This window comes from Promicromonospora sp. NPDC110617 (assembly GCF_055598465.1).
This window is the reverse complement of sequence record NZ_JBVKBM010000004.1, coordinates 404,469-431,235: the sequence shown is the minus strand read 5'-3', so window position 1 is coordinate 431,235 and position 26,767 is coordinate 404,469. Positions and strand designations below refer to the sequence as shown.

Genomic DNA, 26,767 nt, shown 5'->3' with positions numbered 1-26,767 from the left:
CTAGATCCAGCTCGGGAGCACCATGAGCCGCTGCCAGTACTCGTACGGCACCGGCATCGCGGTCCAGATCGGGTAGTAGAGCACACTCACGCCCACGATCAGCACCACGATCACGGCGGCCAGCCAGCACACGATCCGCCGGTCCGCGCTCCGGCGCGGCGTCCGTTCCAGCCCGACCGCCAGCACGTACACGAGCGTGAGGATCACGAACGGCGTGAACACGATCGAGTAGAACGTGAAGATGGTGCGGTCCGCGAGCGGCCACGAGTACAGGAACCACGGCAGCCAGCCCGCGGCGATCCCCACGAGGGCCGCGGTGCCGCGCCAGTCCCGGAACTTGATCACGAGCACCAGGACCACGGGGATCGCGACGGCGCCCAGCCACCACAGCAGCGGGTTGCCGAGCGATGTGACGGCGGTGGCGCAGTCGCCCACGGAGTCCGCGGGGCAGGGGCCCTGGCCCGGGGCGAACTTCTCCCAGAAGAACGACGTCGGCCGCCACTGCACGATCCACCCCAGCGGGTGCGACGCGTAGTTGTGGTCCGAGTCCAGGTTGGTGTGGAAGTCCCACATCATGTGGTGGTACTCCCACAGCGACCGGCCGGCCTCCCAGGCGCCCTGCGCCCAGCCCCAGTCCGGCCACCAGCCCGGCGGCGTCACGCCGTTCACCACCGCCCAGTCGCGCAGGTACGACTTCGGGTGCGCGAACCACGCCGACCACGACGCGACGTACACCGCGAGAACGGTGGGCAGCATGACCAGGGCGGCCGGGACGGCGTCGACCACCAAGGCGTCCTCCCACCACCGCCCGATTCCGGCCGTGCGGCGGGCCGTGAGGTCCCAGACCACGGTGAGCAGGCCGAACGCCGCGACGAAGTACAGGCCCGACCACTTCACGCCGCAGGCCAGCCCCAGCGACACTGCCGCCGCGAGCCGCCACCAGCGGAAGCCCAGCCGCGGCCCGTACCGGCCGATCTCCCCGCCCGCCTCGACGATGTGCGCCACCCGGTCCGCGAGCCGGCGTCTGGCCCACTCGCGGTCCATCACCAGGCAGCCGAACCCGACGAGCACCCAGAACATGAGGAACTGGTCCAGCAGGCCGGTGCGCGAGTGCACGATCGCCTCGCCGTCGACCGCCAACAACAGGCCCGCGACCAGGCCGAGCAGGGTGGACGAGAACATGCGGCGCGCGATCCGGACCATGAGGAACACGGCCACCACGCCGATCACGGCACTCGCGATGCGCCAGGCCATCGGGTCGGTCGCGCCGCCCATGAGGCGCATCCCGATGGCGATCATCCACTTGCCGACGGGCGGGTGGACCACGTACTCGGCCTCGTCGGTCTTGTACGAGCTGACGTCACCGGCCTCGAACGCCGGGTTGGGCTTGTCGGGCCACGCGGCCTCGAAGCCGAGGCTGGCCAGCGACCAGCCCTCCTTGACGTAGTACGTCTCGTCGAAGACCAGCTTGCCCGGGCGGCCGAGCGCGTACAGCCGCGCGCCCGCGGCGATCGCCGTCACGACCAACGCGCCGAAGATGCCCCAGAACCGGTCCGAGGCGCGGCGGCCGAGCGCGAGCCGGCGCTCGCCCAGCAGGTCGCGCAGGAGGCGGTCGCGCACCGGCGGCTCGGCCGGGGCGACGGCGGGGAACGATCCCGTCGGTGTCATCCGGGCGCCCACCGCCTCGCGGCGCACGTGCGCCCCGTAGGTTCCAGGCAGAGCCTGCTGCACTGCGGCGTGATGTGCTCCGGTGGCTTCAGGCTGCTGAGACACCGGGCCAGCATAGAGCGTGGGACCCTGTGGTTCATGACCGACTCGTCCCCGGTTCCCGGGCCCGCGCCCGAGGCCGGCACCCTCGTCCTGGCAGCCACCCCGATCGGCAACGCGGAGGACGCCTCGCCGCGGCTGGTCCGCCTGCTGGCCGACGCCGACGTGGTGGCCGCCGAGGACACGCGCCGCCTGCACGCCCTCGCCGGACGGCTCGGGGTCGAGGTGCGCGGCAAGGTGACCAGCTACCACGAGCACAACGAGACGGCCCGCGCGGACGAGCTCCTCGACGTCGTAGCCGACGGCGGCACGGTCGTGGTCGTGACCGACGCCGGCATGCCGTCCGTCTCCGACCCGGGGTACCGCGTCGTGGAGCGGGCGATCGAGCGCGACCTGCGCGTCACGGCCGCGCCCGGGCCGAGCGCCGTGCTCACGGCACTGGCGCTCTCCGGGCTGCCGACCGACCGGTTCACGTTCGAGGGCTTCCTGCCGCGCAAGGCCGGCGACCGCTCCCGGACGCTCGCCGCACTGGCCGGCGAACCACGCACCATGGTGTTCTTCGAGGCGCCGCACCGGATCGCCGAGACGCTGGGCGCCATGGCCGCGGCGTTCGGCGACACCCGCCCGGCCGCCGTCGCACGCGAGCTGACCAAGACGTACGAGGAGGTGCTGCGCGGCCCGCTCGCGGACCTGGCGGAGCGCGCCGCGGCCGAGCAGCTCCGCGGCGAGATCTGCGTGGTGGTCGGCGGGGCTCCGGCGGTGCAGGCGAGCGTGGACGACGTCGTGGGCGAGGTGCTCGAACGGGTCGCCGCGGGCGAGCGGCTCAAGGCCGCGGTCGCCGAGGTGGCCGACGCCGCAGGCGTGGCCAAGCGCGACCTCTACGCGGCGGCCCTGGCGGCACGCCCCGCCCCGTCCCGCTGAGTGCTGGCTATGTGTTGAGATTCCCGCCCGGATCCAACAAATAGCCCGCACTCAACGAGGTGGGGAGGGTAGGTCACCAGTCGATCTGGGGGGTCGGGTGGTAGCTGGCGCCGTCGCGGCGCCAGGCGCCGGCCTCTACCGCGATCCGGCCTCGGAACGACTCCCAGTCCTTGACGCCGGGCTGCGACCACGCGGCCTCGGCCACCGCCGCGAGCCGGGGCAGCAGCATCGAGAACAGGTGGTCGCGGTTCAGCAGGGTCTCGGTCCAGACGGCGGCCGAGACACCTTCGATCGCCGACTCGGGCAGCCCCTCGATGAGGGTCGCCGGGTCCCAGTCGTAGGAGTCGTGCAGCTCGACGAACGCCGCCCACTGCTGGCCCAGCGGGTGCTCCGGCGTGTACTTCATGTCGAGGTAGGCCCGGTCGGCCGGGGACATCACGAACTTCGCGCCGGACTGCGCGGCGCGCAGGAACGGCGCCGGGTCGGGCCGGGTGTCCCAGTACTGGAGCACCGTGCCGGGCTCGACCAGGGCGGGTGCCTCGCCGTCGGGCGCGCCGGCGTGGTCCGCCGGGGCGCCGGCGCCGGGAGCTGAGTCAGAACCGGACTCGGCGAGCGCCGCGACCGCCGCCTGGTCGCCGTGCGCGGAGCCGGCCGCTTCCTGCCAGGCGACGGGGATCTTGCCCGCGCCGGCGATGATCTGCTGGCAGAGCACCACGAACCGGCCGAACTCCTCGGGCTGCATCACCAGCACCTCGTCGCCGCCGAAGTGCACCCACGGCCCCAGCGTCATGCGCGCGACGTCGGTGAACACGTCCCGCAGGAACGGCTCGGTGGTCGGCAGGTCGAAGTGCAGCTTCGAGAAGCCCACCTCGATCCCGTCGTAGGCGTCGGTGGCCTCCCCCGACGGCGTGAGCTCGCCGTAGGCGTGGGTCGCCGCGTTGACGTGCCCGGGCACGTCGATCTCCGGGACGATCACGATCTCCCGCTCGGCCGCGTACTCCTGCAGCTCGCGGTACTCGTCGGCGGTGAGGAAACCGCCGGTCGCTCCCGACACCGCGCCCTGCGACGACTTCTCCGTCAGCGCGGGGCGCGACGGGATCTCCAGCCGCCAGCCCTGGTCGTCGGACAGGTGCAGGTGCAGGCGGTTCATCTTGTAGGAGCCCACGAGGTCCACGACCGCCCGCAGGTCCGCGGGCCCGAACCAGTGCCGCACCACATCGAACGACAGCCCCCGCCAACCGAACCTCGGCTCGTCCCGCACGACGACGGCGCGCACCTCGAGCGGCGCGTCCGTCGCCCCGGCGTCGCCGTCGCCGTCGGCGCCGTCGGCGCCGAACCGGCCCGCGTTGACGAGCTGGCGCAGGGTCCGGACGCCGTGCAGCAGGCCGGAGCGCTCGGGAGCCGCGACGGAGACGTTCTCGGCGGTCACGGTGAGCGTGTAGCGCTCGGGGTTCGAGGAGCCCGCGGGGCCGGCGGCGGGGTCGACGGTCAGCGTGACGGCCGTGGCGCCGTCCGCCCCGACGGCGCCGTCCGCGACGACCGCGGCGCCCGCGCTCGTGAGCAGCTCACCCGCGAGGCGCGCGGTCACGGCGTCGGGCGCGTGCACGGTGACGGACCTGACGTCCAGCGCCCCCTCGCCCGCGACGAGCTCGACAGGTACGGGGATGATGGCGTCGGCGACGACGGCCGCGCCGCTGCTCACGGTGGTCACGATTGTTAGGGCCCCTTCGCTCCGATGGATGCCCGCAGTTTGGCAGGTTCAGCCGGCGGAGACCAGGCCCAGGAGCGGTTCGGTGGGCAGGATGCTGGTCGCGTCAGCGGGCACCTCGCTCGGCGCGGACCAGCCGAGCACGGCGTGGGCGGGCAGGTCGTTCGCGACGTCAGCCCAGACACCACCGGCCGTCGCCTGGCCCGCGGCCGGGCCTGCGGCGGTGAAGACCACCGCGACCTGCGACGGGATCCGCAGCCTCGACCGGTCCACCACCGACGCCGCCGTGGACTGGTGCACCTCCAGCATGATCTGCGGCAGCCCCTGCGCGGTGGCGATCCGCGCGAGCCGGTCCACCACCTCCTGGAGCTCCGCCACGGGAACGGCCCCCGACTCCGCGCCGTTGCCCGCGACCCGGAACTCCGGGTGCACGGACAGGCCGACACCCGGCTGGGTCAGCAGCGGTTCGAGGTCGTCCAGCTGAGCGGCGAGCGGCTGGACGCCGGGCGCGACGTCGAGCAGCACGATCTGCCCGGCGTCGCGGATCGCCTCGACAGCGGGCGTGAGCAGCTCCAGCGGCTGCTCGTCCACGTAGTCGCCGTCCTCGCCGGGCGCGCTCGACCGCACGCTCGCCGTCACGGTCACCAGCGGCGACCCGCCGAGCAGCTCGCCGTTCGTGGCGGCCGCGTTCACGGCGCGGACAGCGTCCGCCGCCGGGTCCGCGATGCCGGCGGGCACGGTGTACGACGTCGACACGTAGCGGCCCGGGAAGAGCTGCAGCGAGCCGTCCGGCAGCGTCGCACCCGACGTCGCCACCGCGACCTGCCAGCCCAGGTCCTCCGCGGCGCCGAACTCGGCGCCGATCCCGACCACGCCGAGCGGCTTGAGGGCACGGATCGTCTCGACGGTGCCCGCGTGGGCCGCGACGTCGCCGCCCGGCACCTCGACCGGCACGGCGCCGGCCGCCAGGGCCGTGCCGATGGCGGCCTCCTGTCCGGGCTTCGGGTCGACGGCAACAAGGATCTCCTGCAGCAGCTCCGGATCGCTGACGTCGGGGATGTCCGCGCGCAGCCCGGCCAGGTCGGCCGCGTGCAGGCGGTCCGCCGTCGGCAGCTCGACCTTGGCGTCGCCCTTCGTGCCCGCGTCGCCCTTCCCGGGCTCGCCCCCGGCCCCGTCACCCTTGCCCGCGGAGGCGGCGGCCTCGGCGGCCGCGCTCAGCGCGCCCGGGTCGAACCGGACCACCTCGGCGTCGCCCGCGGCGGGCCCCACGTCCGCGACGGCCTGCTCGTCGCCGACGACGACGACCGTGCCCGCGCCGAGCCGTTCGAGCTCGGCCACGACATTGGTGTCCGAGACGCCGCCGTCGGTCAGCAGCACCGGCGCGGTGACGGCGGCGCCGGTGGCCGCGGCGGTCGCGCGTGCGTCGACGTCGTCCGCCGAGGCGACGACCGCGACCGGGGACGCGTGGAAGAAGGCCTGGCTCGCCGTGAGGGCAAGCTCGGCGGGGTCGGTCGAGTCGAGCACCAGGGCCGGCCCGGAGGGGTCCCTGACCTGGAACTTCTCCCCCGTCTTGCCGTCATCGCCCTCGGCCGTCGGCACGGTACAACCGGCCAGGAGGAGGGCGCCGACCGCGAGCAGAGCCGCGGCGGACGCAGGTCGGTGGTGCGGGACGAATCGGGCGTTCCGGATAACCACGGATGTCATTCTCCCCCACCGGACGGCGAAGTGGAAACCCCGGGGTGTGGGCCCGGCGCGGTAGACGAACCCGTCAGTACACCTCCGGGTAGACTCTTCTCCTCAGATCGTCGGAACGAGTACGAAGGCAGGTGCGCACATGAGCACGACGTCGGCCCCATCGACCCGGGACCGCATCCTCGACGCGGCCACCGAGCTGTTCTACGCCCACGGGATCCGGGCGGTCAGCGCGGACAAGATCATCGAGCGCGCCGGGATCACCAAGGTCACGTTCTACCGGCACTTCCGGACCAAGGACACCCTGGTGGTGGCCTACCTGGAGCGGCAGGCGGCCAGGGAGCGCGGCGCGCTCGACGGGCTGCGCGCGTCCGGGAGCGACGCCGAGGCACTCAGCCGGTTCGCCGCGGTAGTGGGCACCGAGGCCTGCAAGCCTGGCTTCCGCGGCTGCTCGTTCATCAACGCCGCGGCTGAGTACGCGGAGCCCGGCAGCGACGTCCGCAAGGTGGTCGCCGAGCACCGCGCCTGGTACCGGCAGACCTTCGCCGCGATGGCCGCGGAGCTGGGCGTGACCGATGCCGAGCAGGCGGCCGAGGAGCTGATGATGCTGCGCGACGGCGCCATGCTGTCGGGGTACCTCGATGACCCCGCCCAGGTCGGCGGCGCCCTGGAGCGGGCGTTCTTCGCCGTCATCGACTCAGGTCAGGCCGCCGGTTCCCGCGTGTAGCCGCATCCGCTCCGGACCCGCCCGGACCCGACGAGAGCCCGTCGCCACCTCACCGTGGCGGCGGGCTCTCGTCGTCGGTCGCTTGTGCCGCCCGGGTCAGGTGCTAGGGTAGACGTACTAGTTCGTCTACATGGTCGGAACTGCGGTTCCCGGCCTCGAGAAGGAGCGCATCCCATGGCTGACAGCATCTACACCGCCGTCGCGACGTCCACCGGCGACGGCCGCGCGGGAGGCCGCGCGGTGAGCGACGACGGTCTGCTGGACCTCAAGCTGGCGATCCCCGCCGACATGGGCGGCCCGGGCGGCGCCACCAACCCCGAGCAGCTGTTCGCGGCGGGCTGGGCCTCGTGCTTCCACAGCGCGCTCAAGGCCGTCGCCGCGGCGCAGAAGGTCACGATCAGTGACTCCGCCGTGGTCGCCGAGGTGAGCATCCACCCGGCCGACGGCGGTGCGTTCACCCTGAGCGCCGCGCTGCACGTCGAGCTCTCCGGTGTGGACCAGACCACCGCTGACGGCCTGGTCCAGGCCGCGCACGCGGTCTGCCCGTACTCGAACGCGACGCGGGGCAACATCGAGGTCACGGTCGACGCGACCGTCGACTGAGCCGGAGGTGCAGCGGAGGGTGGGGGCCGAGGAACGAGGCCCGCGCCCGGAGCGGAACCGCAGGCTCAGGCGACAAAAGGTAGAGCCTGAGCCGCAGGCGCAGCGCAGGGTGGGGGCCGAGGAACGAGGCACCCGCCCGGAGCGAAACCGCAGGCTCAGGCGACCGACAAGCAGAGCCTGAACCCTGAACCGGAGGCAGTGTCAGACGCTCAGGTCACCATGGTGACCTGAGCGTCTGACACATCCCGTGCAAGGAGCCCCATGCCGTTCGCCGACGAGCTCATCAGTGACACCACCGCCGCGACCCTGACCCGCGCGGTCCGGGCGGCCGCCCCGGGCGTGACGCTGCGGGCGCTGCCGGCGACCGCGGGCCGGCTCGCCGACCTCTCGCTGCGCGAGCGGGCGGACCTCCTGCGGGACGCCCTGCTGACCGACCTGCCGGGAACCTACGCGGATCTCGCGACGGTGGTGCGCGCCGCGCGCGACGGCGCGGAGCCGTTCGGGGGCTGGCTGATCTGGCCGGTCACGAGCGCGGTCGCGGCCCGGGCCGTCGCGGAGGGCACGGACGCCGCGTTCGACGACGCGATGGCGCTCCTGGCCGACCTCACCGGCCGGCTCACCGCGGAGTTCGCCGTCCGCACGCTGCTGCGGCACGACCTGGATCGCGCCCTCGCCACGGCCACGGCCTGGGCGGGGTCGGACGACGTCGGCGTGCGCCGTCTGGCCAGCGAGGGCACGCGCCCGTACCTGCCCTGGTCGGTCCGGGTGCCGGAGATCCTGGCCCGTCCCGGGGTGACGGTGCCGGTGCTCGACGCCCTGTACCGGGACGAGAGCGAGTACGTGCGCCGTTCGGTGGCCAACCACCTCAACGACCTGAGCCGGGACCACCCGGAGCTGGTGGTCGCGACGGCGGCACGCTGGCTGGCCGCCCCCGCGCCGACGACGCCGGCCCTCGTCCGGCACGCCCTCCGCACCCTGGTCAAGCGCGGGGACCCGGGCGCCCTCGCGCTGCTCGGGTTCGGCCCGGCGACGCTGGAGATCGACGGGCCGGTGCTCGACGCCGCCCGCGTGCCCTTCGGTGGCACGGTGCGGTTCACGGCCGCGGTCCGCAACGTCGGGCCCGAGGAGGCACGGCTGGCCATCGACTACGTGGTGCACCACCACAAGGCCAACGGCGCGCAGACGACTAAGACCTTCAAGCTGACCACCCGGACGCTCGCCCCGGGCGAGCAGGTCGAGCTCAACCGCGAGCACTCGTTCCGGCCGATCACCACGCGCCGCTACTACCCGGGGCCGCATGCGGTGACGCTCCAGGTCAACGGGGTCGCGACCGACCCGGCGGCGTTCGAGCTGGACGCGCCCCCGGCCGACTGACCTCGCTGATCGTGCTCGTCGAGACCTGGTCTCGACCAGCTCGACCAGCGGCGGCGCCTCAGCGCAGCGACGTCCGGACGATCCCCGCGACCACGTCCGCGAGGTCCGCCGGGATCGGCCTGCCGGAGCTCAGGTACCGCCGCACCGCGGCGTAGGGCAGGTCGACGACGACCAGGAGCAGCTCCGTGGTCGAGACCGAGGTCTCCGCACGGACCCGCCGGGTCAGCCCACGGATCGCGTCGTTCCAGCGCGCGCTCTCCGTCGCCTCCGTGTCCCGGGCGGTCTCGGGCCAGGCCTCCGCCTCGAACCGCGCACGACCCGCGAGGAGCGCGTGCGCGTGGGCGGGCTCGGCCTGGCACCACCGCACGGTGTATGCGGCGAGCGCGGCCGCCGCCTCGACCGGGTCTCCCTCGAACAGCGGGTACGCGTCGCGGTGATAGCTCTCGATCGCGCCGTTCCACAGGGCCGCGAGCAGGGCGGGCCGGTCGGGGAACCGGTAGTAGAGCGACCCGCTGGGCACGCCGGCCTCGCGGATGACCGCCGCCATGGTGACCTTCGCCGGCCCGCCCTCGCCGAGGATCCGGCCCGCGGCGTCGAGGATCGTCGAGGTGTCGTGGGTGGGCCGGGCCATGCGTTGACGGTACTGCAGCACGTCGTTAGAGTCCCATCTCTAGAGAGAGATCTCTACAACCGTGACCCGAGAGGAACCTCATGACACCGACCGCGGACGACGTCTATGCGGCAGCACCGTTCGTCAGGACGCTCGGCGTCGAGCTCGACCGGATCACGCCGGAGGCCGTCGTCGGACGACTGCCCTACTCCCAGCCGCTGTCCACGGTGGGCGGCGGCCTGCACGGCGGGGCCCTGATGGGGCTCGCCGACGGGGTCGCCGCCGTCTGCGCCTCGGTCAACGGCGCACCGGGCGCGCTGCCCGCGACCGTCGACTCCACCACGCACTTCCTGCGCCCCGTCACGGGCGAGGCGACCGCCACCGCCGTGCCGGTCCGCGCGAGCACCCGCCAGGTGCTCGTCGAGGTCCGGGTGACCGACGAGACCGGCGAGCTGTGCGTGCACGTGCTCCAGACCGTGCGGCTGGTCCACCCGGCCTGACAGCACCGGACCGGGCGAGCCCCCTGCACCCTCCCGGTCCGGTGCTGTCCCGCCGGCGCAGCCGTCAGCCGAACGTCATGGTGAAGACCTGCACGCCGGCCGGAACCTTCAGGTCGACGAGACCCTCGGTCGGCTCGTCCCCCTCCAGCACGGGGTAGAGCCGCGGGTTCCCGGAGACGTCGATGTCGCGTGTCTGCTCCTCGCCGTCGGCCGTGACGGTCGCCTCGACGGTCCCCTCGCCGCCGAGCACCACGAACACGTCGGTCGAGCGGTACGCGAGGCGCACGCGGGCGTCGTCGGACACCGCCTCCGCGCCCTGGAAGTCGATCTCCCACGTGCCGCCGAGCGAGAACGTGTCCTGCTGCTGGTCCTCCGCGAGCGTTAACTCCTCGCGGCCCGCCCCGTACTGCGGCCCGCCCGCGTAGTTGATGACGCGCTTGATGGAGAAGTACGTCTCGGGCGTGATCTCGTCGGGCGGGGTCGCGTCCCGCACCGTCGTCGCCCCGGGTAGCTCGACGCCGGGGTTGGCGTCGGCGAGCAGCTCGCGGATCAGGTTCTCGGTGCGCTGGTACCCGCCCTCGCCCAGGCGGATGTGCCGCACGGTGCCGTCGGCGTCGATGAGGTACTGGGCGGGCCAGTACCGGTTCCGGTACGCCGTCCAGGTGGCGTACGAGTTGTCCTGGGCGATCGGGTAGGTCACGCCGAGGTCCTTCGCGCCCGCGATCACGTTGCGCGTCTCGCGCTCGAAGGCGAACTCCGGCGTGTGCACGCCGATCACCTCGAAGCCCTTGCCGACGTCGGCGTACTTGTCGTACCAGGCGCTGAGGTGCGGGATGGACCGCTGGCAGTTGATGCACGAGTAGGTCCAGAAGTCGATGAGCACGACCTCGCCGCGCATCGCCTCGAGCTGGAGCGCCTTGCCGTCCGGCGTGTTCAGCCACCGGTCGATGCCGCGGATCTCCGGCGCCGTGCCGCAGTCCTCCAGGACGGGCGCCCCGTTGGAGCAGTTGGACAGCTCACGGTTCTCGTCGGTCACGAGACCGCCGAGGTCGAGCGCCTCGCGCACCGTCTCGGAGGAGTCGATGCGCTGCTGGAGCGCGCCCGTGTAGTCCGGGAGCAGCCGCTGGATCGCGGCCGGCACGTTGAAGGCCAGCGCGACCGCCAGGAGGATGACGACGATGCCGCCACCGGTGCGGATGGCCTTGGTGTGCCGCTGGAAGGCCTGCACCCGCTCGGCGATCCGCCGTCCGGCCAGGGCGAACAGGAGCAGCGGGAGCGCGGCGCCGACGGCGAACGACACGGTCAGCGCCACCGTCTCGACCCCGATGTTGCCCGTGGCGCCGGCGACCGTGATCGCCGCGAGCACCGGTCCGGCGCACGGCACGTACAGCACGCCGAGGCCGAGGCCGAGGATGAAGGCGCCCCGGTCCTGCCGGGCCGCACCCCGCTTGGCCCCGAAGGCGGCGATGCGCTGGAAGGGACGCTCCAGGATCATCTCGAACCGGGGCACGATCATGCCGATGCCGAGCAGCACCAGCAGCGTGATCCCCGCCCAGCGCAGCAGGTCCTGCGGCAGCCCCAGCACGGACAGCAGCAGGGAGCCGACCAGCGTGAAGAAGCTGAAGCTCAGGACCAGGCCCGCGATCACGATGTAGGGACGCAGGGACCTCCGGCCCGCACCGCCCGCCCGGTCGCGTGCGCCCTGGACTCCGCCCGCGAAGAAGACGGCCGGCAGCATCGGGAGGATGCACGGCGAGATTCCGGTGATCAGGCCCCCGAGCAGGCCGATGACGATGAGGGTTCCCATGTGGCGGGTTCGGCGCGCGGCCCGTTCCGGATGGGTCGCCGGACGGGTACGGACCGGACATCGGACGCCGCGGAAAACTGATCCGCGCCGACCCCCATCCGGGGCGGCGACGGCTCCGAACCCCGGTCAAGACGCCCCGTGAGACGCGGGGTGACGCCACACCGAGGAGAGACCGATGAACGCTCGAACCCGCACGTCCTACGCCGTCGCCGGTATCGCCACGCTGGCCATGCTCGGCCTCTCGGCCTGCAGCATGGACTCGTCGGGCGGAGACACCGGGTCCGAAGACACCTCCGCGTCCGAGGAGGCGACCGACTCGATGACCGAGGAGTCGCCCGCCGAGGACGACGCCATGGCCGACCCGGCCGCGAACCTCGTGGGCCCCGGCTGTGCCGACTACGCCGAGCAGGTGCCGGACGGCCCCGGCTCGGTCACCGGCATGTCCACCGACCCGGTGGCCGTGGCGGCCTCCAACAACCCGCTGCTGACGACCCTCGTCTCGGCCGTGAGCGGTGAGGTCAACCCCGACGTCGACCTCGTCGACACCCTCAACGGTGACGAGTTCACCGTGTTCGCCCCGGTCGACGACGCCTTCAAGGCGATCGACGCCGAGACCATGGACACGCTGTCCACCGACGGCGACCTGCTGACCTCGATCCTCACGTACCACGTGGTGCCCGGCCAGCTCACGCCCGACCAGGTGGTCGGCGAGCAGACCACCGTGCAGGGCGACACCCTCGAGGTGACCGGCAGCGGCGACGACCTCAAGGTCAACGACGCGAACGTGATCTGCGGTGGCGTCATGACCCAGAACGCGACCGTCTACCTCATCGACTCGGTGCTGATGCCGCCGATGTGATCCACCCGCGGTCACGAGAGAGGGCGCCCGTCCGGCTGGACGTGCGCCCTCTCTCGTTCGCGCTCGCTGGTCCGGACGGGCGCTGGTCCGGACGATCCGGGTCAGGCCCCCAGCACGACGATCGGCGCGGTCGTGGGCTCCTCGGAACCCGACTCCGGCTCCACCGATACGGCCATGCCCACGCCGTGCTGCCCCTGGACGAGCGACGTCGCCTGGCCGTCGTGCGGGGCGAGCAGACCCGCCGAGGAGACGCTGCCGTCGTCCTCCACGACCCAGAGCTGGTACGCCTGGTCCTGGTCGAGCTCCGGCAGGCCCTCCGCGTGGAAGAACATGTCGTCGCCGGAGACCAGCACGGACGCCTCGCCACCACCCTCGACGGCCCCGCGCAGGATCGCGCTGTCGGGGTCGGCCAGCATCTCCGAGACCACCTGGCCCTGCTCGCGCAGGCGGTCGCGCTCGGCGGTCACCTGCACGGCGATCGTGGTCGGCACGGCGATGGCGGCCGCCGCGGCGACCGCGGCCACCGCGGTGCCCCAGCGCCGGCGACGGCGGCGGGCGGCGAGGTCGACGACGTCGCCGGACCCCGCCGCTGGTGCGGTCGAGGCAGCCGGGGCAGCCGGAGCAGCCGGAGCAGCCGCCGTCAGGTCCCGGACCTGCGGCGTGCCCTGCACCTGCGCGAGCACCCCGGCCCGCAGCGCGGCGGGTGGTTCGGCCTCGACCACGAACGCGGCGACGACGTCGCGGTACTCGTCGAGCGCGCGACGTGCGTCGGCGTCCGACGCGAGCAGCCGCTCGACCGCCTCGCGGTCGGCGTCGTCGAGCGCGTCGAGGGCGTATCCGGGCAGCAGGTCCCAGACGTCGCCGGAGACGGCGCGCGGGCCGGTCGTCTCGTCAGCCACGACGCACCTCCAGGCAGTCCCGGAGCCGGTTGAGGCCGTCGCGGATCCGGCTCTTGACGGTCGGCAGGGCCTTGTCGAGCCGCTCGGCGACCTCGCGATAGGTCAGGCCGCCGTAGTACGCGACCACCACCGCCTCGCGCTGGGTCGGGGTGAGCCCCTCGATGCAGCGGCGCACCGCGGAACCCTCGAGGCGCCGTTCGACGTCCTCGACCACCACGTCGCGCTCGGACTCGTTGGTCCGCAGGTCCGTGTCCCGCTGGTCACGGTCCCGGTGCGCCTGCTCCGACCGCACGCGGTCGACCGCACGCCGGCGCGCCAGCGTGGCGACCCAGGTGCGGGCGGAGCCGCGCGCGGCGTCGAACCGCGAAGCCGTCTGCCACACCTCCACCATCACCTCCTGGGTCACCTCTGCCGCATGGTCGGGGTCGCGCAGGACGCCGAGCGACGCGCCGTAGGCTACCGGCCCCAGCGCGTCGTACACGGGCGTGAACGACGCCGGATCGCCCCCGGCGCACGCCGTGAGCAGTGCGTCGACGGTGTCCCGTGACGAGGTCCGGACAGGTGGTGAGGCCACCGAACCAGTCTGCCCCACAACGGCCTCCGATCGTGTCTGCACCGGTGGTTCGGCGCGGAGGCCCTCCCGGATGGGATGACGCGGGGGTGACCCGCGTCACCAGTCGTGGACGGACCCGTCCTGGAGCCGGTTGACCGGCAGGTACCCGGGCTCGTACGGGTGCGCGGCGGCGAGCTCCTCGTCCAGCTCGACGCCGATGCCGGGGGCCTCGCCCGGGTGCAGGTGGCCGTCCTCGAACGTGTACGCGTGCCGGAAGACCTCGTTGGTGAGGTCCGTGTGCCCGGAGTACTCCTGGATGCCGAAGTTGTGGATCGCCAGGTCGAGATGCAGCGCGGCGGCCATGCCCACCGGCGAGATGTCCTCGGGCCCGTGGATCGCGCTCTTGATCCCGCGCTGGCCCGCGTAGTCGAACAGCTTCTTCATCGGGCTGACGCCGCCGAAGTGCGTGACGGCGGAGCGCACGTAGTCGATCAGCCGGTCGTCGATCAGGGTCTGGTAGTCGAAGACGGTGTTGAACACCTCGCCGATCGCCAGGGGCGTGGTCGTGTGCTGCCGCACCAGGCGCAGCGCCTCCTGGTCCTCGGCGGGGGTGCAGTCCTCCAGCCAGAACAGGTCGTACGGCTCCAGGTCCTTGCCGAGCCGGGCCGCCTCGATCGGGGACAGCCGGTGGTGCGCGTCGTGCAGCAGCGGCAGGTCCGGGCCGAACTCGTTGCGCACGGCCTCGAAGACCCTCGGGATGTACCGCAGGTAGGCGGCCGTGTCCCAGTCCTCGACGGCCGGCCGGGCGAGGACGTCGGGCGCGGAGCCGTCGTCCGACGTCGTCGTATGGACGCCGTAGACCGACTTCAGGCCCGGCACGCCGCTCTGGATGCGGATGCTCTGGTAGCCGCGCTCCTGGAGCGCCCGCACCGAGTCGAAGATCTCGGGCAGGCTGGAACCGTTCGCGTGCCCGTAGGCGCGGATCCGGTCGCGGCTGGCGCCGCCGAGCAGCTGGTACAGCGGCAGGCCGGCGACCTTCGCCTTGATGTCCCACAGGGCGACGTCGACGGCGGCGATCGCCGCCATGGTCACCGGGCCGCGGCGCCAGTAGGCGCCCCGGTAGAGGTACTGCCACGTGTCCTCGATCCGGTGCGGGTCGCGCCCGATCAGCAGCGGCACAACGTGGTCGCGCAGGTAGCTGACGACGGCCAGCTCGCGGCCGTTCAGGGTGGCGTCGCCCAGGCCGGTCACCCCGTCGTCCGTGGTGATCTGGAGCGTGACGAAGTTGCGGCCGGGCGACGTGACGACGACCTTCGCGTCGACGATCTTCATGCGGAAACCTTCTGTCGGTGGTGGGGGAAGCAGGAGTGCGGGCGTCAGCCCTTGGTGGCGCCGGCGGTGAGGCCCGCCACCAGGAAACGCTGCCCGAAGATCGCGGCCAGGAGGACGGGCACGGTCATGAGGGTCGCAGCCGCCATGAGCCCGCCCCAGTCGGTGCTGGCGTAGGACATGAAGTTGAACAGCAGCACGGGCATCGTCATCGTGCGCTCGTCCGCGAGGATCAGCGCGAAGATGAAGTTGTTCCAGCTGAAGATGAACGCCAGCACCGCGGCGGACGCCGTGCCGGGCGCCGCGAGCGGCAGCGCGATCCGCAGGAACGCCCCGAAGGCGGACAGGCCGTCGGTGCGCGCGGCGTCCTCCAGCTCGACCGGCAGGCCCTCGAAGAAGCCGATCATGATCCACAGGATCAGCGGCACGGAGACGAACATGTGACTCAGGATCAGCACCAGGTGGCTGCCCACCAGGCCGAGCTGCGCGAACATGTAGTACCAGGGCACGAGCAGCGAGATGGCCGGGATGATGCGGGCCACGAGGACCGTCGAGCCGGTGCGGCGCATCCGGAACCGGCCCACCGCCCAGGCGGCGGGCACGGCGATGACCACGCTCAGCGCCGTCGAGACGACGCCGATGACCAGCGAGTTGAGCAGCGAGTGCGCGAGCTGTCCGTCGGCCAGGACGTTCCGGAAGTTGTCCCAGGTGGGCGAGAAGACCAGGCCGACCGTCGGGTCGGTGACCTGCACGTTGGTCTTGAAGGCGGCGGCGATCATCCAGATGATCGGCAGCGCGATCACCGCGCACACGACGGTGATCAGCACGCCGCGCAGGACGCGGAAGGTGGTGGTGGCGCTCACGAGGCGCTCCTCTCGGTGCGGCGCCGCAGCACGACCACGATCGCGACGATGAACAGCGTGAACAGGACCAGCACCGCGGAGGCGAGGCCGTACTCCTGGTAGTCGAAGGTCAGGCCGTACGCGTAGACGTTCAGCGTCTCGGCCTCGAAGTCCGAGCCGCCGCCCGGCCCCTTGGTCGCGTAGATCAGGTCGAACGTCTTCAGGGCGTCGACGCCGCGCAGCACCAGGGCCGTCAGGATGGTGGTGCGGAGCATCGGCAGGATGATGTGCACGAACCGCTGCCAGGCGTTGGCGCCGTCCACCCGGGCGGCCTCCTCCGGCTCCTCGGGCAGCGTGGTCAGGCCGGCCAGCAGCAGCACGGTCATCATCGGGGTCCACTGCCACACGTCGATGAGCATCAGGGTGGGCAGGGACTGCGACACCGAGCCGAGGAACTCCTGCGGCGGGATGCCCACGAAGCCGAGCAGGTGGTTGGCGATGCCGTTGGTCGGGTCGAGGATGAGCATCCACAGGATGCCGATCGCGACCGGGGTGGCCAGCAGCGGCACCATGAGGATGGTGCGCACGATCTCCATGCCGCGGAACGCCTTGCGCATGAGCATCGCCAGGGCCAGGCCGAGCACGGTCTCCAGCACCACGGCGCCGAGGGTGAACGTGACGGTGCGGCCGACGGCGGGCCAGAACCGGCGCGTGTCGGTGAGGGCGTCGGCGAAGCTCTGCAGGCCCACGTAGGAGCTGCCCGCGTTCACGGCGCCGAACGCGTCGGTGAGGCTGAGGTTGATCGTGAAGACCAGCGGGAACGCGATCATCAGACCCACGAAGCCCAGGGCGGGCGCGAGCAGCGCCCACTTGAGGCGGCGGTTCGCCTGCTCGAAGGTCACGAACGGCTTGCCCGACGGCGGCACGGGGCGCGTGCTCCTCCCGGGGCCGGCAGCGGGGCGGGTGGTGGTCGTCGTCATCAGAACTCCTGCTGACGGTTGTCACGGACGAGGAAGTCGTTGAACTCGGCGTCGGCGTCAGCGGCCACGGACGCGACGTCCTCGCCGACGATGCCGGAGACCAGCGGGCGGCCGACGATGTCGCGGGCGCGGCCCACCTGCATCACCTCGGGGCGGTCGTGCCCCACGCCGTTGGCGGCGTTGATCCGCATGGCCTCGGCGAGGTCGGCAGGGAAGGACGCGAGCGTCGCCGGGTCGTCCCAGACGGACTGGCGCGCGCCCGGGATGCCCTCGGACTGCAGCCGGGCCACCATCTCGGGGCTGGAGGCCCAGCGGAGGAACTCCCACGAGTCGTCCCGCAGCAGGGAGAACTCGTTGATCGCCAGGCTCCACGACGGGATGTTGTGCGGCACGGAACCTGCCTGACCTGCGGGGAAGGGCGCGAAGCCCACGGTGTCGGTGACGGTGGAGATCGAGGTGTCGAGGAAGTTGCTGTAGATCGCGTCGGCGTCGACGTACATCGCGGCCTTGCCCTGCGCGAAGATCGGCATCGCCTGTTCGAGGCTCATGTTGGTGGCCCCGGGCGGTCCGGCGTCGTGCAGCAGCCGCCCGTAGAACTCGTAGGCGGCGACCGCCTCGGGCGTACCGATGCCCGACCGGCCGTCGACCGTGAAGTCGCCGCCGAACGAGTAGAGGAAGCTCGACCACTGGGTGACGGCGCCGGCCCGCTGGCCACGGCCGACGAACCCGAAGAAGCCCTCGTCGCGCCGCTGGGTCTCCAGGGCGATGTCGAGCATGTCGTCGAGGGTCTCCGGCGCCCCGCCGAACTCCTCGAGCAGATCCTTGCGGTAGTACAGCGCGGGACGCTCGGTCACGACGGGGACGCTGACCGCGGCGCCCGCCGTGATCGACCGCTCGCGCGGGGCGTCCTGGAAGTCGGTCCAGCGGTAGTCGGCGTCGCCCTCGACCCGGTCGGTGAGGTCGGCGATCCAGCCGTTGCGCGCGAACATCATCTGGTCCTGCAGCGGCCGGATCGTCATGACGTCGATGTCCGTGGCCGACGCGTTGAGCTTGACGTTGAAGCTGGAGGTGAGCTGGTCGGCGGTGAGCATCCGCAGGGACACCCGGCGGCCGATCCGCTCCTCGAACTCGGGGAGGTAGCGGCTGATCGCCTGCGTCCAGACGTGGTTGATCGCGAGCACCCGCAGCGGGGCGTCCGGGCTCGCCGTCCGCGGGCTGCCCGAGCAGGCGGCCAGCACGGACGCCGCGGCGAGCACGCCGAACGACCGCCGGCTCAGCTCAAGTGCGCGCCCAGGCCTGATGGCTTGTGTCATGAGATTCCGTCACACCTCCATGTGTGCCCGGCCCGGTGAGTGCTGGGTATTTGCGCTGACAGGGGCTGAAACAGCGCAGATATCCAGCACTCAACGAGGGAAGGAGCGTCAGTGGTCCAACTGGTAGGACCAGTTGGACCGTAGCACGGCGCCTTGGGCGGTTTCAAAGGCGCTGGTGGGGTTCGGCGGCCGGTGCGGACCGAGGCCGGGTGGCGCGGTCTCAGGTGATCGACGTCGCCTTGTCGACCGACCGCGGCGGGTCCGCGTCGACCGCCGTCAAGCTGCCGTCGTCGTACTCGAGAAGCGTGACGGCGCCGAGCACGCTCTGGCCGTCCCGGATGATCCGCACCAGGTGGCGGGCGTTCGCGCGGCACGAGCTCACGGCGTCGTCGCCCCCGAAGGTGGCGTCGATGGCGCGGGGAGACACCAGGCGTCCGCCGAGCTCGTGGTCGTCCAGCCGACCGGCCCACCACCGCGCACGCGCACGTTCGTGCGCCGTCGCCCTGTCCGTCTCGACCGACACCACGAGCAGGTCCCGGCAGTCCGCCTTGGCGAGCGACAGGAGCAGGCGCTCGCCGTAGGCGGGCGTGGACATCGTCCCCTCGACCACGATGTCCAGACCCACTTCCAGGGCGCTCCGGCGCACGGAGTTGCACATCTCCGTCGACATCGTCTGCAGCAGGGGTGAAAGGTCAAGGGGCATGATGGGCCGACCGTCCGCCAACGTCTGCGAAAGGACCTCACCGTAGACCCCTTCGAGCAAGCACCACCGGGCGAGGAACTCCTTGGCGACGTCGGCATCGATCACCAACCGTGACGGGAGATCCTCCACCGCGGCCGCGAGCGTCGAGCTCTTGCCGGCGCCAGGCGGGCCGGCCGTGACGACGACGCACGTCCCGCCTCGCGACACCGCTCCGGCGTAGACGTCCAGGTACCAGTCCCGGGCGTCGCGAACGAGGCGGCGGCGGTCCCCCCTGGTCAGAACGTCGTCCAGTGCGCTCTCGCCCGAGATGGCCGCCAGCGCTGCTCCATGGACCTCGTCGCGGAGCTCACTCACGCGCGTCGAGGATCTGGTCCGCCTCGGATTCGGTGAGGAACCCGCCGTCGAGCAGGGCCTCGATGTCCTCCTCGGAAGAACCGGGGAGAACTCCGTCAACCGGGTCGACGGCGCGGGGCACCCAGCTCTCGACCCTGCGAAGCTGCTGAAGCATCTGCTCGGTGGAGAGCCTGCCCGCGTACCGCTCCAGCACGATCTCCTCGACCGACTCGCCGACCCCCAGCAGCTTCGCCCTGGCGACCAGGCGATGGACGCTGGCCTGGGAGAGGTGCACGGCGCGCGCGATGTCCCGCTGGGGCATCCCGCCCTCGGCCGCCAGGTAGATGCGCCGGGTCCGCTCGATCTCCGCCAGGCGCGCCTGCACGTACGCCATCTTCAGGTCCGACTCGCCCACGGCGGCGACGCGCTTCGACATGATGACCTCCCACCGACCAGGCTAGGTCGTGATTCACTTTGAATCAAGCCACGCGGGACCAGCCTTGCCTAGCGGTCCAGGAGGGTCTCGATGTGGCGGGACGCCATCAGGTCGAGGCCCACGTCGAGGTCCGGGCCGTAGGTGCGCAGGCCGAGCGCGAGGTGCTCGCGCATCCGCTCCCGGGCGAGCGCCACGTCGCGCGCCTGGATCGCCTCGACGATCTCGGGGTGGTGCGGCACGCCCGGCTCCCCGATCCGCGGGTCGGAGTTGGAGCGCAGCATCATCTCGAACATCATGCCGCCGATCGACGACAGCATGATGCGCAGCACCGGGTTGCCGCAGGCGGCGGCGATGGTGTCGTGGAACCGGAGGTCCTCGCGCGCCTTGTCGACGACGTCGCCGGCCGACTCGACCCGGTCGAGCGCCTGCACGATGGCGTCGACCTGCTCGTCCGTGGCCCGCTCCGTCGCCAGCCCGGCGATCTCGACCTCGAGCGGGATCCGGGCCTCGATGAGCTGCCGGACCGTCGGGCGCTCGGTGCGGTAGAGAGCGTCGTAGCCCCGCGCGTGCGCTGACGACTGCTCGGTGACGAACGACCCGCGGCCCGGCGCGACCTCGATCAGGTCGGTCGCCTCCAGGCGGCGCAGCACCTCGCGGATCACGTTCCGGCTCGCCCCGAACTGCACCGCGAGCTCGCGCTCGGACGGCAGCTTGGAGCCGACGGCCCACTCCCCCGTGCGGATCTGCTGCTCGAGCTGGCGCGCGATGTGCTCGGTGAGCAGACCCCTGCGGCCGGTCGTTCCCGCGTCACGGGGATCCGGCGGCGGCACGAGGGGGGATGTCATGCGTCGAGGATAAGCACCGGCGGGGCCAGGTCAGCACTGCTCGTAGGCGTACGCCTCGTCGTCCGGGCCCACCAGGTCGCGGTCGCGCAGGATCGCCAGCGGGGCGCGGTCCGGGTCGGCGCAGACGGCGTCGAACCCGTCCGGGAGGTTGTCGGTGTACTCGATCTGCAGCACGTTCTGGCCGTAGACGCCGGTGTAGGCCCCGCACTCGCCGTACGCCGCGCACTCCTCGGTGACGGCGAAGTCGAACCCGAGGTCGCGCCCCACCGCCGTCGCCTCCGCGGCGTTCTTCTGCCCGACGGCGAGGCCCGCCTCGTGCGCGAGGTCGAGGTACGCGCCGGCCAGGGTCAGGGCGGCGTCCTTCTCGATCCGTCCGGTGTCCGGGTCCGTGAACCGCGTCCAGGTGTCGAGGTTGTCGATCTCGACGCCGGCGAAGCCCGCGTCGGCGCACCCCGTGATGACGGGGCCGAGCACGTCGAGGATGCGGGCGCGCTTCTCGTCGGTCGACGGGTCCAGGACGTACTCGTCGGGCCAGTCCGGGTCCACGACCAGCTCACCCGCCCCGTCGTGGAGCAGCAGGTCCTCGTTGTCGCCCAGCCAGAGGTCCGCCTGGTCGGGCTGGGTCTGGAAGCCGTTGACGTAGCAGATGCCGTAGGCACCGTCCGCGGGTTCGGCGGTGGCGTCCCGCACGACGACGTCGAGGCCGCCGTCCGGCTCGTAGGCGGTGCCGAGCTGGTAGTCGAACCGGCCCGACGTCGGCGGGAGGGTCGGCGCGGCGTCGCCGGGTCCGGCTTCCGTGTCGGCGCCGGCTCGGGCGTCGTCCGAGGCCGGAGCGCTGCCGGAGCCTTCCTCCGGAGCGGCCGTCGGGCTGCCGCAGGCCGTGAGCACGAGGGCGACGAGGACGGCGACGATCAGCTGCGGCATCCGCCGATCGTAACGAGCGCCGCCGTCGGTGCAGGGTCGGCCGGAGCGCCACGTCGTCGTCCGCCCCTCCCCTTTGAGGCCCGGGTTTCTTCGCTTTGCGAGGCCGCAAAGCGAAGAAACCCGGGCCTCAAAGGGGAGTTCTGGAGCCCACCTCAGCCCACCTCAGCCCAGGCCAGGCCAGGCCCGTCCACGTCAGCCCATCTCAGCCCGCGGCGATCGCCTCCGCGATCGGTGTGCCGCCGTTGCCGAACGCGATGGTGCGCCCCACGGTGCCGTCGTCGAGCAGGACGGCGGCGATCACCCCGGCGACGTCGGCGCGCGCGACGCGGCCGTCACCCGGCTCGGCCACCTCGATGAGCCCCGTCGGCTCCTCCAGCGTGAGCGGTCCGGGCTGGAGGATCGTGTAGTCCAGTCCGGTGCCGCGCAGGTGCTCGTCGGCCTCCGCCTTCGACTCCGCGTAGGCGAAGAACGAGTTGTCCTCGGGCACGCCGTGGTCGGGACCGGCACCCAGGTAGGACACCATCACGTAGCGCGCGACGCCCGCCGCCTTCGCGGCGTCCATCGACCGGATCGCGGCGTCGCGGTCGACGGCGTAGGTGCGCGCCGGGTTCCCGCCACCGGCACCCGCCGACCAGACGACGGCGTCCTGCCCGCGCACCAGGTCCGTGAGGCCCTCGGTGTCGAGCTGCTCGACGTCGGCGACGAGCGGCGTCGCCCCCGTGGCCGCGACCTCCTCCTGATGGTCCGGGTTGCGGAAGACACTGGTGACCTCGTCACCCCGCTCGACGAGCAGGGGCGCGAGCCGCAGCGCGATCTTTCCGTGGCCGCCGATGATGAGAACGCGGGACATGGTGCTTCCTTCCGTCAGGGTCCGCTCCAGGCTATGCCGGAACCCTCACGACAGGTGCGGCCGCAGCGCCCCGAAGGCGAAGTCCATGAGCGAACGCCCGAGCCGGGCGTCCCGGGCCTGGGCGCTGGGCTCGACCAGCTCGCCGTCGTCGAAGTAGTCGCCCGCGCGGACGGGCCCGGTGACCGCGGCCAGGACGTTGTCGGCCCCGTGCCGCACCGACACCCCGCCGACACTGAACATCGCGTGCAGCAGCGGCGTGCTGATCACGCCGGGGCTCAGGCTCACGGGGGTGACGCCGCGGCCGGCCAGCCGGTCCGCGAGCCACCGGGTGTACAGGATGATCGCGAGCTTGGAGCGGGCGTAGGCCCGGACGGCGTCGTAGCCGCGCTCCAGCTCGATGTCGGCCAGGTCGAGCTCGGTCATCTCGTGCGTGGCCGACGCGAGGTTGACCACGCGGGCGTCGTCCGCGAGCGCCGGCAGCAGCCGCTCGGTGAGGAGCACCATCGCGAGGAAGTTCACCTGGAGGGTGCGTTCGTGCTCGTCCTTCGTGACGTGGCGGGTGGTCGCGCCGGGGACGCCGGCGTTGTTGACGACGGCGTCGATCGGCCCCGCGGCCAGGGCGGCCATGGTGTCGGCGGCGGCGGCGACGTCCGCGAGCGACTCGAAGTCGCACTGGACGTAGCGGACCTCCGCGGCCCCCTCGGTGAGCACGTGGAGCGCCGGGCGCACCATGGTCTCCGGCTCGGGGCCCTGGACGATCACCTGCCGGACGCGGCCGACGAGCTCACGGGCGGTCTGGAGCCCGATGCCGCCGGTCGCACCGGTGACGATCACTGTCGATTTCTCGGAGATCATGCCGCTCCTCATGGCTCACCTGCGACGAGCGTAAGCAGGCGAACGCCCGGTGGTAACCCCCGTTTAGCCGGTTTCACCCGGTGCGTCCGGACGTTGCCGGGATGCACCACCTCACGTGGCGGCCGGGTCACGCGCCCTGGCGTTCGGCCTGCCTCCGGAGCAGCTCCTCGACGGCGGACGGCAGGGTCGTCTCGAAGTCGATCAGCTTCGCCCAGGTCGGGGTCACCACGACCCGGACCATGCCGTCGTAGAGCGCGCGCACGCCGACCTCCCACTCGGCGCGCTGCTCCGGCGTCATCTCGTAGCTGGTGTTCGCCTCCAGGTACTCGTCCGGGATGCCGTCGACGACGTCCAGCTCGGCCCGGCCGCGGACCAGCAGGATCGTGGGCGGGTGCACCTCGGTGTCGATCGTCAGGGCGACCGCCGGGTTCGCCCGCAGGTGCGCGAGCTTGGGCGCGTTCGTCGGGGTGCACATGACGATCTCGGTGCCGTTCCAGGAGAACCCGATCGGCACGGTGCGGGGCGTGCCGTCCGTGGCGACGTAGGCCAGGCGCGTGATGTCACGGGCCAGCAGCTCCTGACTGAGCGGCCGGTTCAGGATCTCGGTGACCTCGTTCGGTTCCATCGGTATCACTCCAAGCATTCGCGCTGCCCGTGTGGCTGCTGATATCCCTGGGACGGAGTCGCCGCCACGTTCTCGACATCGAGGGAATCTGATGAACGCACCTGGCCTGCCCGACGCCGAGACGATCGAGACCGTCCTCGCGTCCCGGGAGGGCGCCTGGGGTACCGGGGCGCGCGTCCTGTCAGTGCGCGACCTGTCGCAGGGCCTGAGCCGGGCCGCGGTGCTCCGGGTCTGCGTCGCGGTTCCGCACGCGGAGCCGTCCGCCTGGATCGTCAAGGTCCCGGGCTGGGGCCAGCCCTCGCTGCTCGACTCGCGCGACGGCGACCTGGACCACCGTGAGGCCCGCTTCTTCCGGAGCGGCGCACCCGCCCTCCTTCCCCGCGGTACGACGACGCCGCCCCACGTCACCGTGGTCGAGCACAACGGGCTCGACTGGATCGTCATGCGCGACGTCGACGCGGTACTGCAGCAGAGCTGGACGCCCGCCGCCGCGGCTGTCGCGGCCGAGCGGGCCGCGCTGCTGCACGTGCCCGGCGACCTGGAGCCCGGCCTGCTCGGCGCGCCCTGGCTGGAGACCGCGGGCTACGCCGCCTACGCCCACCACGTGCCGGACGGGCACGACAACCTCGACGCCCTGCCCGGCGACCCGCGGCTCCGAAACCTCTTCACCCCCGAGCAGGTCGACGCGCTGCACGCCGGCCTGGACGCCGCGGACGAGCTCGCCGCGCGCGCCGCGGAGCTGCCGACCACGCTCGTCCACGGCGACCTCACGCCCCGCAACGCCGGCCTGACCGCCGACGGCGCCCTGGTGCTCATCGACTGGGAGCACGTCGGCGTGGGGCCCGTGGGCTACGACCTCGGCACGTTCGTCTCCATGTACCGGGCCTTCGGCGGCCACGGCGAGCTGGACGAGCCGGCCGTCCTCGACGTCTACGCCGAGGCCGTCAGCGCCCTGGCGGGCACCAACCTGCGCCCGGCGGCCGCCCTCGGCTTCGCCGTCGCCCACCTCACGTGGGGGCTGCACCTGCGGCTCGGCCCGGGGCTGACCGCCGTCCGCCGGGGCCTGAACAGCCACGCCCCGGCGCGGCTCGCCGCGCACCTCGACGACATCCGTTCGGGGTGCCTGCGCGCGCTGTCCTGGGAGCCGGTGACCCAGGCCGTCACCGCGGGCCGCTGAGCCGCGCGCCGCGCGACCGCCCGGGGCGCAAGTTGACGGGGGGTTCAAGTTAGACCTACCGTCCTTGACCATGAAGACAGGTGACGCGGTCGTGCAGGCCGCCCCCGTGGTCGAGACCGTGGTCGACGCCGTGGCCCAGGCCCCGGCAGAGGCGGCCCCCGACGCCGCCCCGGCCGCCCCCTCCCCGTTCGAGCTCCTGCCCGTGGGCGATGCGTTCGGCGTCTGCTCCGTGGACGGGGTGTGCTCCTGATGGCGGGTGCGTTCGGCCGCGCCGCCGACAAGCTCGTCATCGACGTGTGGAGCGACGTGATGTGCCCGTTCTGCTACATGGGCGACGCGCTCCTGGAGCAGGCCCTGGAGCAGTTCCCGCACTCCGCCCAGGTCGAGGTGCGGTACCACAGCTTCCTGCTGATGCCGGAGCTCACCGAGGACGCGCCCGTCGACCTCCTGGAGCTGCTGTCGGCCACCAAGGGCTTCCCGCGCGAGCAGGCGGCGGCCATGCACGAGCAGATCTCGGAGCGCGGCCGGCAGCTGGGGCTGGACTACCGCTTCGAGCAGGCGAAGGCCGTGGGCACGCGCACCGCGCACCAGCTCAGCCACTTCGCGGCCGGGCACGGCAGGCAGCACGAGATGGTCCAGCGGCTGTTCCGGGCCTACTTCACGGACGGCCTGAATGTCGCGGACCACCAGGTCCTGGCCGACCTGGCCGCCGAGGTCGGCCTGGACCGCGACGCCGCCCTCGCGGCCCTCGCCTCGGAGGACTTCGCCGACGCCGTGGAGGCCGACATCCGGCAGGCGCGGCAGTACGGCATCCAGGGCGTGCCGTTCTTCGTGTTCGCCGGCAAGTACGCGGTCTCCGGCGCGCAGCCGGTGGAGTCGTTCCTGCGGACGCTGGAGACGAGCTGGAACGAGACGGTGGGCTCCCCCGCCGCCACCGGGGCCGGGATCGGTCGATGACCTCGGACCCGCCGCGGCTCCGCGCCGACGCGCGGCGCAACGTCGAGGGCATCCGGCTCGCCGCCCTCGACGTGTTCCGCGCGGGCGGGCTGAACAGCCCGCTGGACGAGGTGGCGCGAGCCGCGGGGGTCAGCAAGGGCACGATCTACCACCGCTTCGGGGGCCGGCAGGGCCTGATCGACGCGGTGGTCGAGGAGCTGTTCGCCGAGCGCATCGCCGGGATCATCACCGAGGTCCGCGCCGTCGAGGACCCCGTCGAGCGGTTCGAGGGCTACCTGCGCCGGATCTGGCTGGTCGCGTTCGACGAGCCCGCCGCCAACGACGTGCTGCTGCGCGCCCAGCCCGGGTCCGGCACGCTGACGGCGCTGTGCGAGCACGCCAGCGCGGTCGCCGCGGGATTCCTCGCCGACGCCCAGGCGACCGGCGCGATCCGGGCCGACCTCACGCCGGACGACGTCTACGTGCTGATCTGGGAGCGCGGCATCATCGCCCGCGCCAGCGAGCCGCAGCACCGGGAGGGCTTCGTCCGCAGCTTCGAGCACACCCTGCGAGGCCTGCGCACCACGCCGTGAGCCCGG

The 26,767-nt window shown here is 72.5% G+C and carries 28 protein-coding genes; 10 read left to right on the top strand and 18 right to left on the bottom strand.

Annotation, left to right across the window (positions count from 1 at the left end; translation table 11 throughout):
- Complete coding sequence (locus ACZ7LE_RS23755) at window positions 1-1,773, bottom strand: dolichyl-phosphate-mannose--protein mannosyltransferase (protein WP_470405683.1); 1,773 nt, start codon at window positions 1,771-1,773, stop codon at window positions 1-3.
- Between the two features lie 33 nt (window positions 1,774-1,806).
- Between ACZ7LE_RS23755 and rsmI the strand changes: the two genes are divergently transcribed.
- A complete protein-coding gene (gene rsmI / locus ACZ7LE_RS23750; protein WP_470405682.1) occupies window positions 1,807-2,688 on the top strand; it encodes a 16S rRNA (cytidine(1402)-2'-O)-methyltransferase in 882 nt (293 codons plus the stop codon).
- Between the two features lie 73 nt (window positions 2,689-2,761).
- Here rsmI and ACZ7LE_RS23745 read toward each other — a convergent pair whose 3' ends face one another.
- On the bottom strand, window positions 2,762-4,399 hold the full coding sequence (locus ACZ7LE_RS23745) for a family 20 glycosylhydrolase (protein ID WP_470405681.1): 1,638 nt from the start codon (window positions 4,397-4,399) through the stop codon (window positions 2,762-2,764).
- Between the two features lie 48 nt (window positions 4,400-4,447).
- Complete coding sequence (locus ACZ7LE_RS23740; RefSeq protein ID WP_470405680.1) at window positions 4,448-6,091, bottom strand: hypothetical protein; 1,644 nt, start codon at window positions 6,089-6,091, stop codon at window positions 4,448-4,450.
- A gap of 139 nt (window positions 6,092-6,230) precedes the next feature.
- On the opposite strand from ACZ7LE_RS23740, the gene ACZ7LE_RS23735 reads away from it, so the two are divergent.
- The 3 genes from ACZ7LE_RS23735 (at window position 6,231) to ACZ7LE_RS23725 (ending at window position 8,792) form a co-directional block, all read left to right on the top strand.
- Entirely contained in the window at window positions 6,231-6,815 is a 585-nt protein-coding gene (locus ACZ7LE_RS23735) for a TetR/AcrR family transcriptional regulator (RefSeq protein ID WP_470405679.1), read from the top strand.
- A gap of 174 nt (window positions 6,816-6,989) precedes the next feature.
- Entirely contained in the window at window positions 6,990-7,418 is a 429-nt protein-coding gene (locus tag ACZ7LE_RS23730; RefSeq protein WP_470405678.1) for an organic hydroperoxide resistance protein, read from the top strand.
- A gap of 261 nt (window positions 7,419-7,679) precedes the next feature.
- A complete protein-coding gene (locus ACZ7LE_RS23725) occupies window positions 7,680-8,792 on the top strand; it encodes a DNA alkylation repair protein (protein ID WP_470405677.1) in 1,113 nt (370 codons plus the stop codon).
- Window positions 8,793-8,850: 58 nt separating this feature from the next.
- On the opposite strand, the gene ACZ7LE_RS23720 is transcribed toward ACZ7LE_RS23725, so the two are convergent.
- A complete protein-coding gene (locus tag ACZ7LE_RS23720) occupies window positions 8,851-9,423 on the bottom strand; it encodes a TetR/AcrR family transcriptional regulator (protein WP_470405676.1) in 573 nt (190 codons plus the stop codon).
- Between the two features lie 80 nt (window positions 9,424-9,503).
- Here ACZ7LE_RS23720 and ACZ7LE_RS23715 point away from each other — a divergent pair, with 80 nt between their 5' ends.
- Complete coding sequence (locus tag ACZ7LE_RS23715; protein ID WP_470405675.1) at window positions 9,504-9,902, top strand: PaaI family thioesterase; 399 nt, start codon at window positions 9,504-9,506, stop codon at window positions 9,900-9,902.
- 64 nt (window positions 9,903-9,966) lie between these two features.
- Here ACZ7LE_RS23715 and ACZ7LE_RS23710 read toward each other — a convergent pair whose 3' ends face one another.
- Window positions 9,967-11,709 carry a cytochrome c biogenesis protein CcdA gene (locus tag ACZ7LE_RS23710; protein ID WP_470405674.1) on the bottom strand — a complete coding sequence of 581 codons (1,743 nt, stop codon included), beginning with the start codon at window positions 11,707-11,709 and terminating at the stop codon, window positions 9,967-9,969.
- A 175-nt stretch (window positions 11,710-11,884) separates the two neighbouring features.
- Here ACZ7LE_RS23710 and ACZ7LE_RS23705 point away from each other — a divergent pair, with 175 nt between their 5' ends.
- On the top strand, window positions 11,885-12,568 hold the full coding sequence (locus ACZ7LE_RS23705; RefSeq protein WP_470405673.1) for a fasciclin domain-containing protein: 684 nt from the start codon (window positions 11,885-11,887) through the stop codon (window positions 12,566-12,568).
- Window positions 12,569-12,669: 101 nt separating this feature from the next.
- On the opposite strand, the gene ACZ7LE_RS23700 is transcribed toward ACZ7LE_RS23705, so the two are convergent.
- The 13 genes from ACZ7LE_RS23700 to ACZ7LE_RS23640 form a co-directional block, all read right to left on the bottom strand.
- On the bottom strand, window positions 12,670-13,467 hold the full coding sequence (locus ACZ7LE_RS23700) for an anti-sigma factor (protein WP_470405672.1): 798 nt from the start codon (window positions 13,465-13,467) through the stop codon (window positions 12,670-12,672).
- Entirely contained in the window at window positions 13,460-14,041 is a 582-nt protein-coding gene (gene sigK / locus ACZ7LE_RS23695; RefSeq protein WP_397398258.1) for an ECF RNA polymerase sigma factor SigK, read from the bottom strand. Before sigK ends, ACZ7LE_RS23700 begins: the two co-directional genes overlap by 8 nt.
- 96 nt (window positions 14,042-14,137) lie before the next feature.
- A complete protein-coding gene (manD, locus tag ACZ7LE_RS23690) occupies window positions 14,138-15,352 on the bottom strand; it encodes a D-mannonate dehydratase ManD (RefSeq protein ID WP_470405671.1) in 1,215 nt (404 codons plus the stop codon).
- Window positions 15,353-15,396: 44 nt separating this feature from the next.
- Window positions 15,397-16,212 carry a carbohydrate ABC transporter permease gene (locus ACZ7LE_RS23685; protein WP_470405670.1) on the bottom strand — a complete coding sequence of 272 codons (816 nt, stop codon included), beginning with the start codon at window positions 16,210-16,212 and terminating at the stop codon, window positions 15,397-15,399.
- The gene (locus tag ACZ7LE_RS23680; RefSeq protein WP_470405669.1) at window positions 16,209-17,171 is read right to left on the bottom strand and encodes a carbohydrate ABC transporter permease; all 963 of its coding nucleotides are present in this window, start codon (window positions 17,169-17,171) and stop codon (window positions 16,209-16,211) included. Before ACZ7LE_RS23680 ends, ACZ7LE_RS23685 begins: the two co-directional genes overlap by 4 nt.
- Complete coding sequence (locus ACZ7LE_RS23675; RefSeq protein ID WP_470405668.1) at window positions 17,171-18,484, bottom strand: extracellular solute-binding protein; 1,314 nt, start codon at window positions 18,482-18,484, stop codon at window positions 17,171-17,173. Before ACZ7LE_RS23675 ends, ACZ7LE_RS23680 begins: the two co-directional genes overlap by 1 nt.
- A gap of 220 nt (window positions 18,485-18,704) precedes the next feature.
- Window positions 18,705-19,541, bottom strand: coding sequence for a zeta toxin family protein (locus tag ACZ7LE_RS23670; protein ID WP_470405667.1), 837 nt, complete (start codon window positions 19,539-19,541; stop codon window positions 18,705-18,707).
- Window positions 19,534-19,956: a winged helix-turn-helix transcriptional regulator gene (locus ACZ7LE_RS23665; RefSeq protein ID WP_470405666.1), complete on the bottom strand. Its 423-nt coding sequence runs from the start codon at window positions 19,954-19,956 to the stop codon at window positions 19,534-19,536. The genes ACZ7LE_RS23670 and ACZ7LE_RS23665 overlap by 8 nt, the downstream gene beginning before the upstream one ends.
- A 68-nt stretch (window positions 19,957-20,024) precedes the next feature.
- A complete protein-coding gene (locus tag ACZ7LE_RS23660) occupies window positions 20,025-20,801 on the bottom strand; it encodes a FadR/GntR family transcriptional regulator (protein ID WP_470405665.1) in 777 nt (258 codons plus the stop codon).
- Between the two features lie 30 nt (window positions 20,802-20,831).
- A complete protein-coding gene (locus ACZ7LE_RS23655) occupies window positions 20,832-21,725 on the bottom strand; it encodes an endo alpha-1,4 polygalactosaminidase (protein ID WP_470405664.1) in 894 nt (297 codons plus the stop codon).
- A 202-nt stretch (window positions 21,726-21,927) separates the two neighbouring features.
- Window positions 21,928-22,575: an SDR family oxidoreductase gene (locus ACZ7LE_RS23650; RefSeq protein WP_470405663.1), complete on the bottom strand. Its 648-nt coding sequence runs from the start codon at window positions 22,573-22,575 to the stop codon at window positions 21,928-21,930.
- 45 nt (window positions 22,576-22,620) lie between these two features.
- On the bottom strand, window positions 22,621-23,430 hold the full coding sequence (locus ACZ7LE_RS23645) for an SDR family NAD(P)-dependent oxidoreductase (RefSeq protein WP_470405662.1): 810 nt from the start codon (window positions 23,428-23,430) through the stop codon (window positions 22,621-22,623).
- Between the two features lie 127 nt (window positions 23,431-23,557).
- Window positions 23,558-24,055 carry a pyridoxamine 5'-phosphate oxidase family protein gene (locus tag ACZ7LE_RS23640; RefSeq protein WP_470405661.1) on the bottom strand — a complete coding sequence of 166 codons (498 nt, stop codon included), beginning with the start codon at window positions 24,053-24,055 and terminating at the stop codon, window positions 23,558-23,560.
- Between the two features lie 91 nt (window positions 24,056-24,146).
- Between ACZ7LE_RS23640 and ACZ7LE_RS23635 the strand changes: the two genes are divergently transcribed.
- The 4 genes from ACZ7LE_RS23635 to ACZ7LE_RS23620 all read left to right on the top strand — a co-directional run bounded on the left by ACZ7LE_RS23635 (window position 24,147) and on the right by ACZ7LE_RS23620 (window position 26,761).
- Complete coding sequence (locus tag ACZ7LE_RS23635; RefSeq protein WP_470405660.1) at window positions 24,147-25,232, top strand: phosphotransferase family protein; 1,086 nt, start codon at window positions 24,147-24,149, stop codon at window positions 25,230-25,232.
- Window positions 25,233-25,302: 70 nt separating this feature from the next.
- Window positions 25,303-25,482 (top strand): hypothetical protein, encoded by a 180-nt coding sequence (locus tag ACZ7LE_RS23630; RefSeq protein WP_470405659.1) that lies wholly within the window; start codon window positions 25,303-25,305, stop codon window positions 25,480-25,482.
- Window positions 25,482-26,189, top strand: coding sequence for a DsbA family oxidoreductase (locus ACZ7LE_RS23625; RefSeq protein WP_470405658.1), 708 nt, complete (start codon window positions 25,482-25,484; stop codon window positions 26,187-26,189). Before ACZ7LE_RS23630 ends, ACZ7LE_RS23625 begins: the two co-directional genes overlap by 1 nt.
- The gene (locus ACZ7LE_RS23620; RefSeq protein ID WP_470405657.1) at window positions 26,186-26,761 is read left to right on the top strand and encodes a TetR/AcrR family transcriptional regulator; all 576 of its coding nucleotides are present in this window, start codon (window positions 26,186-26,188) and stop codon (window positions 26,759-26,761) included. The genes ACZ7LE_RS23625 and ACZ7LE_RS23620 overlap by 4 nt, the downstream gene beginning before the upstream one ends.
- Window positions 26,762-26,767: the final 6 nt, after the last annotated feature.

Coding starts and splice junctions, on each gene's coding strand:
- ACZ7LE_RS23710 (WP_470405674.1), bottom strand. CDS start 11,709: ATGGGAACCCTCATCGTCATCGGCCTGCTCGGGGGCCTGATCACCGGA.
- ACZ7LE_RS23620 (WP_470405657.1), top strand. CDS start 26,186: ATGACCTCGGACCCGCCGCGGCTCCGCGCCGACGCGCGGCGCAACGTC.
- ACZ7LE_RS23680 (WP_470405669.1), bottom strand. CDS start 17,171: ATGACGACGACCACCACCCGCCCCGCTGCCGGCCCCGGGAGGAGCACG.
- ACZ7LE_RS23635 (WP_470405660.1), top strand. CDS start 24,147: ATGAACGCACCTGGCCTGCCCGACGCCGAGACGATCGAGACCGTCCTC.
- manD (WP_470405671.1), bottom strand. CDS start 15,352: ATGAAGATCGTCGACGCGAAGGTCGTCGTCACGTCGCCCGGCCGCAAC.
- ACZ7LE_RS23665 (WP_470405666.1), bottom strand. CDS start 19,956: ATGTCGAAGCGCGTCGCCGCCGTGGGCGAGTCGGACCTGAAGATGGCG.
- ACZ7LE_RS23725 (WP_470405677.1), top strand. CDS start 7,680: ATGCCGTTCGCCGACGAGCTCATCAGTGACACCACCGCCGCGACCCTG.
- ACZ7LE_RS23705 (WP_470405673.1), top strand. CDS start 11,885: ATGAACGCTCGAACCCGCACGTCCTACGCCGTCGCCGGTATCGCCACG.
- ACZ7LE_RS23715 (WP_470405675.1), top strand. CDS start 9,504: ATGACACCGACCGCGGACGACGTCTATGCGGCAGCACCGTTCGTCAGG.
- ACZ7LE_RS23650 (WP_470405663.1), bottom strand. CDS start 22,575: ATGTCCCGCGTTCTCATCATCGGCGGCCACGGAAAGATCGCGCTGCGG.
- ACZ7LE_RS23660 (WP_470405665.1), bottom strand. CDS start 20,801: ATGACATCCCCCCTCGTGCCGCCGCCGGATCCCCGTGACGCGGGAACG.
- ACZ7LE_RS23640 (WP_470405661.1), bottom strand. CDS start 24,055: ATGGAACCGAACGAGGTCACCGAGATCCTGAACCGGCCGCTCAGTCAG.
- ACZ7LE_RS23630 (WP_470405659.1), top strand. CDS start 25,303: ATGAAGACAGGTGACGCGGTCGTGCAGGCCGCCCCCGTGGTCGAGACC.
- rsmI (WP_470405682.1), top strand. CDS start 1,807: ATGACCGACTCGTCCCCGGTTCCCGGGCCCGCGCCCGAGGCCGGCACC.
- ACZ7LE_RS23735 (WP_470405679.1), top strand. CDS start 6,231: ATGAGCACGACGTCGGCCCCATCGACCCGGGACCGCATCCTCGACGCG.
- ACZ7LE_RS23625 (WP_470405658.1), top strand. CDS start 25,482: ATGGCGGGTGCGTTCGGCCGCGCCGCCGACAAGCTCGTCATCGACGTG.
- ACZ7LE_RS23655 (WP_470405664.1), bottom strand. CDS start 21,725: ATGCCGCAGCTGATCGTCGCCGTCCTCGTCGCCCTCGTGCTCACGGCC.
- ACZ7LE_RS23730 (WP_470405678.1), top strand. CDS start 6,990: ATGGCTGACAGCATCTACACCGCCGTCGCGACGTCCACCGGCGACGGC.
- ACZ7LE_RS23645 (WP_470405662.1), bottom strand. CDS start 23,430: ATGATCTCCGAGAAATCGACAGTGATCGTCACCGGTGCGACCGGCGGC.
- ACZ7LE_RS23720 (WP_470405676.1), bottom strand. CDS start 9,423: ATGGCCCGGCCCACCCACGACACCTCGACGATCCTCGACGCCGCGGGC.
- ACZ7LE_RS23675 (WP_470405668.1), bottom strand. CDS start 18,484: ATGACACAAGCCATCAGGCCTGGGCGCGCACTTGAGCTGAGCCGGCGG.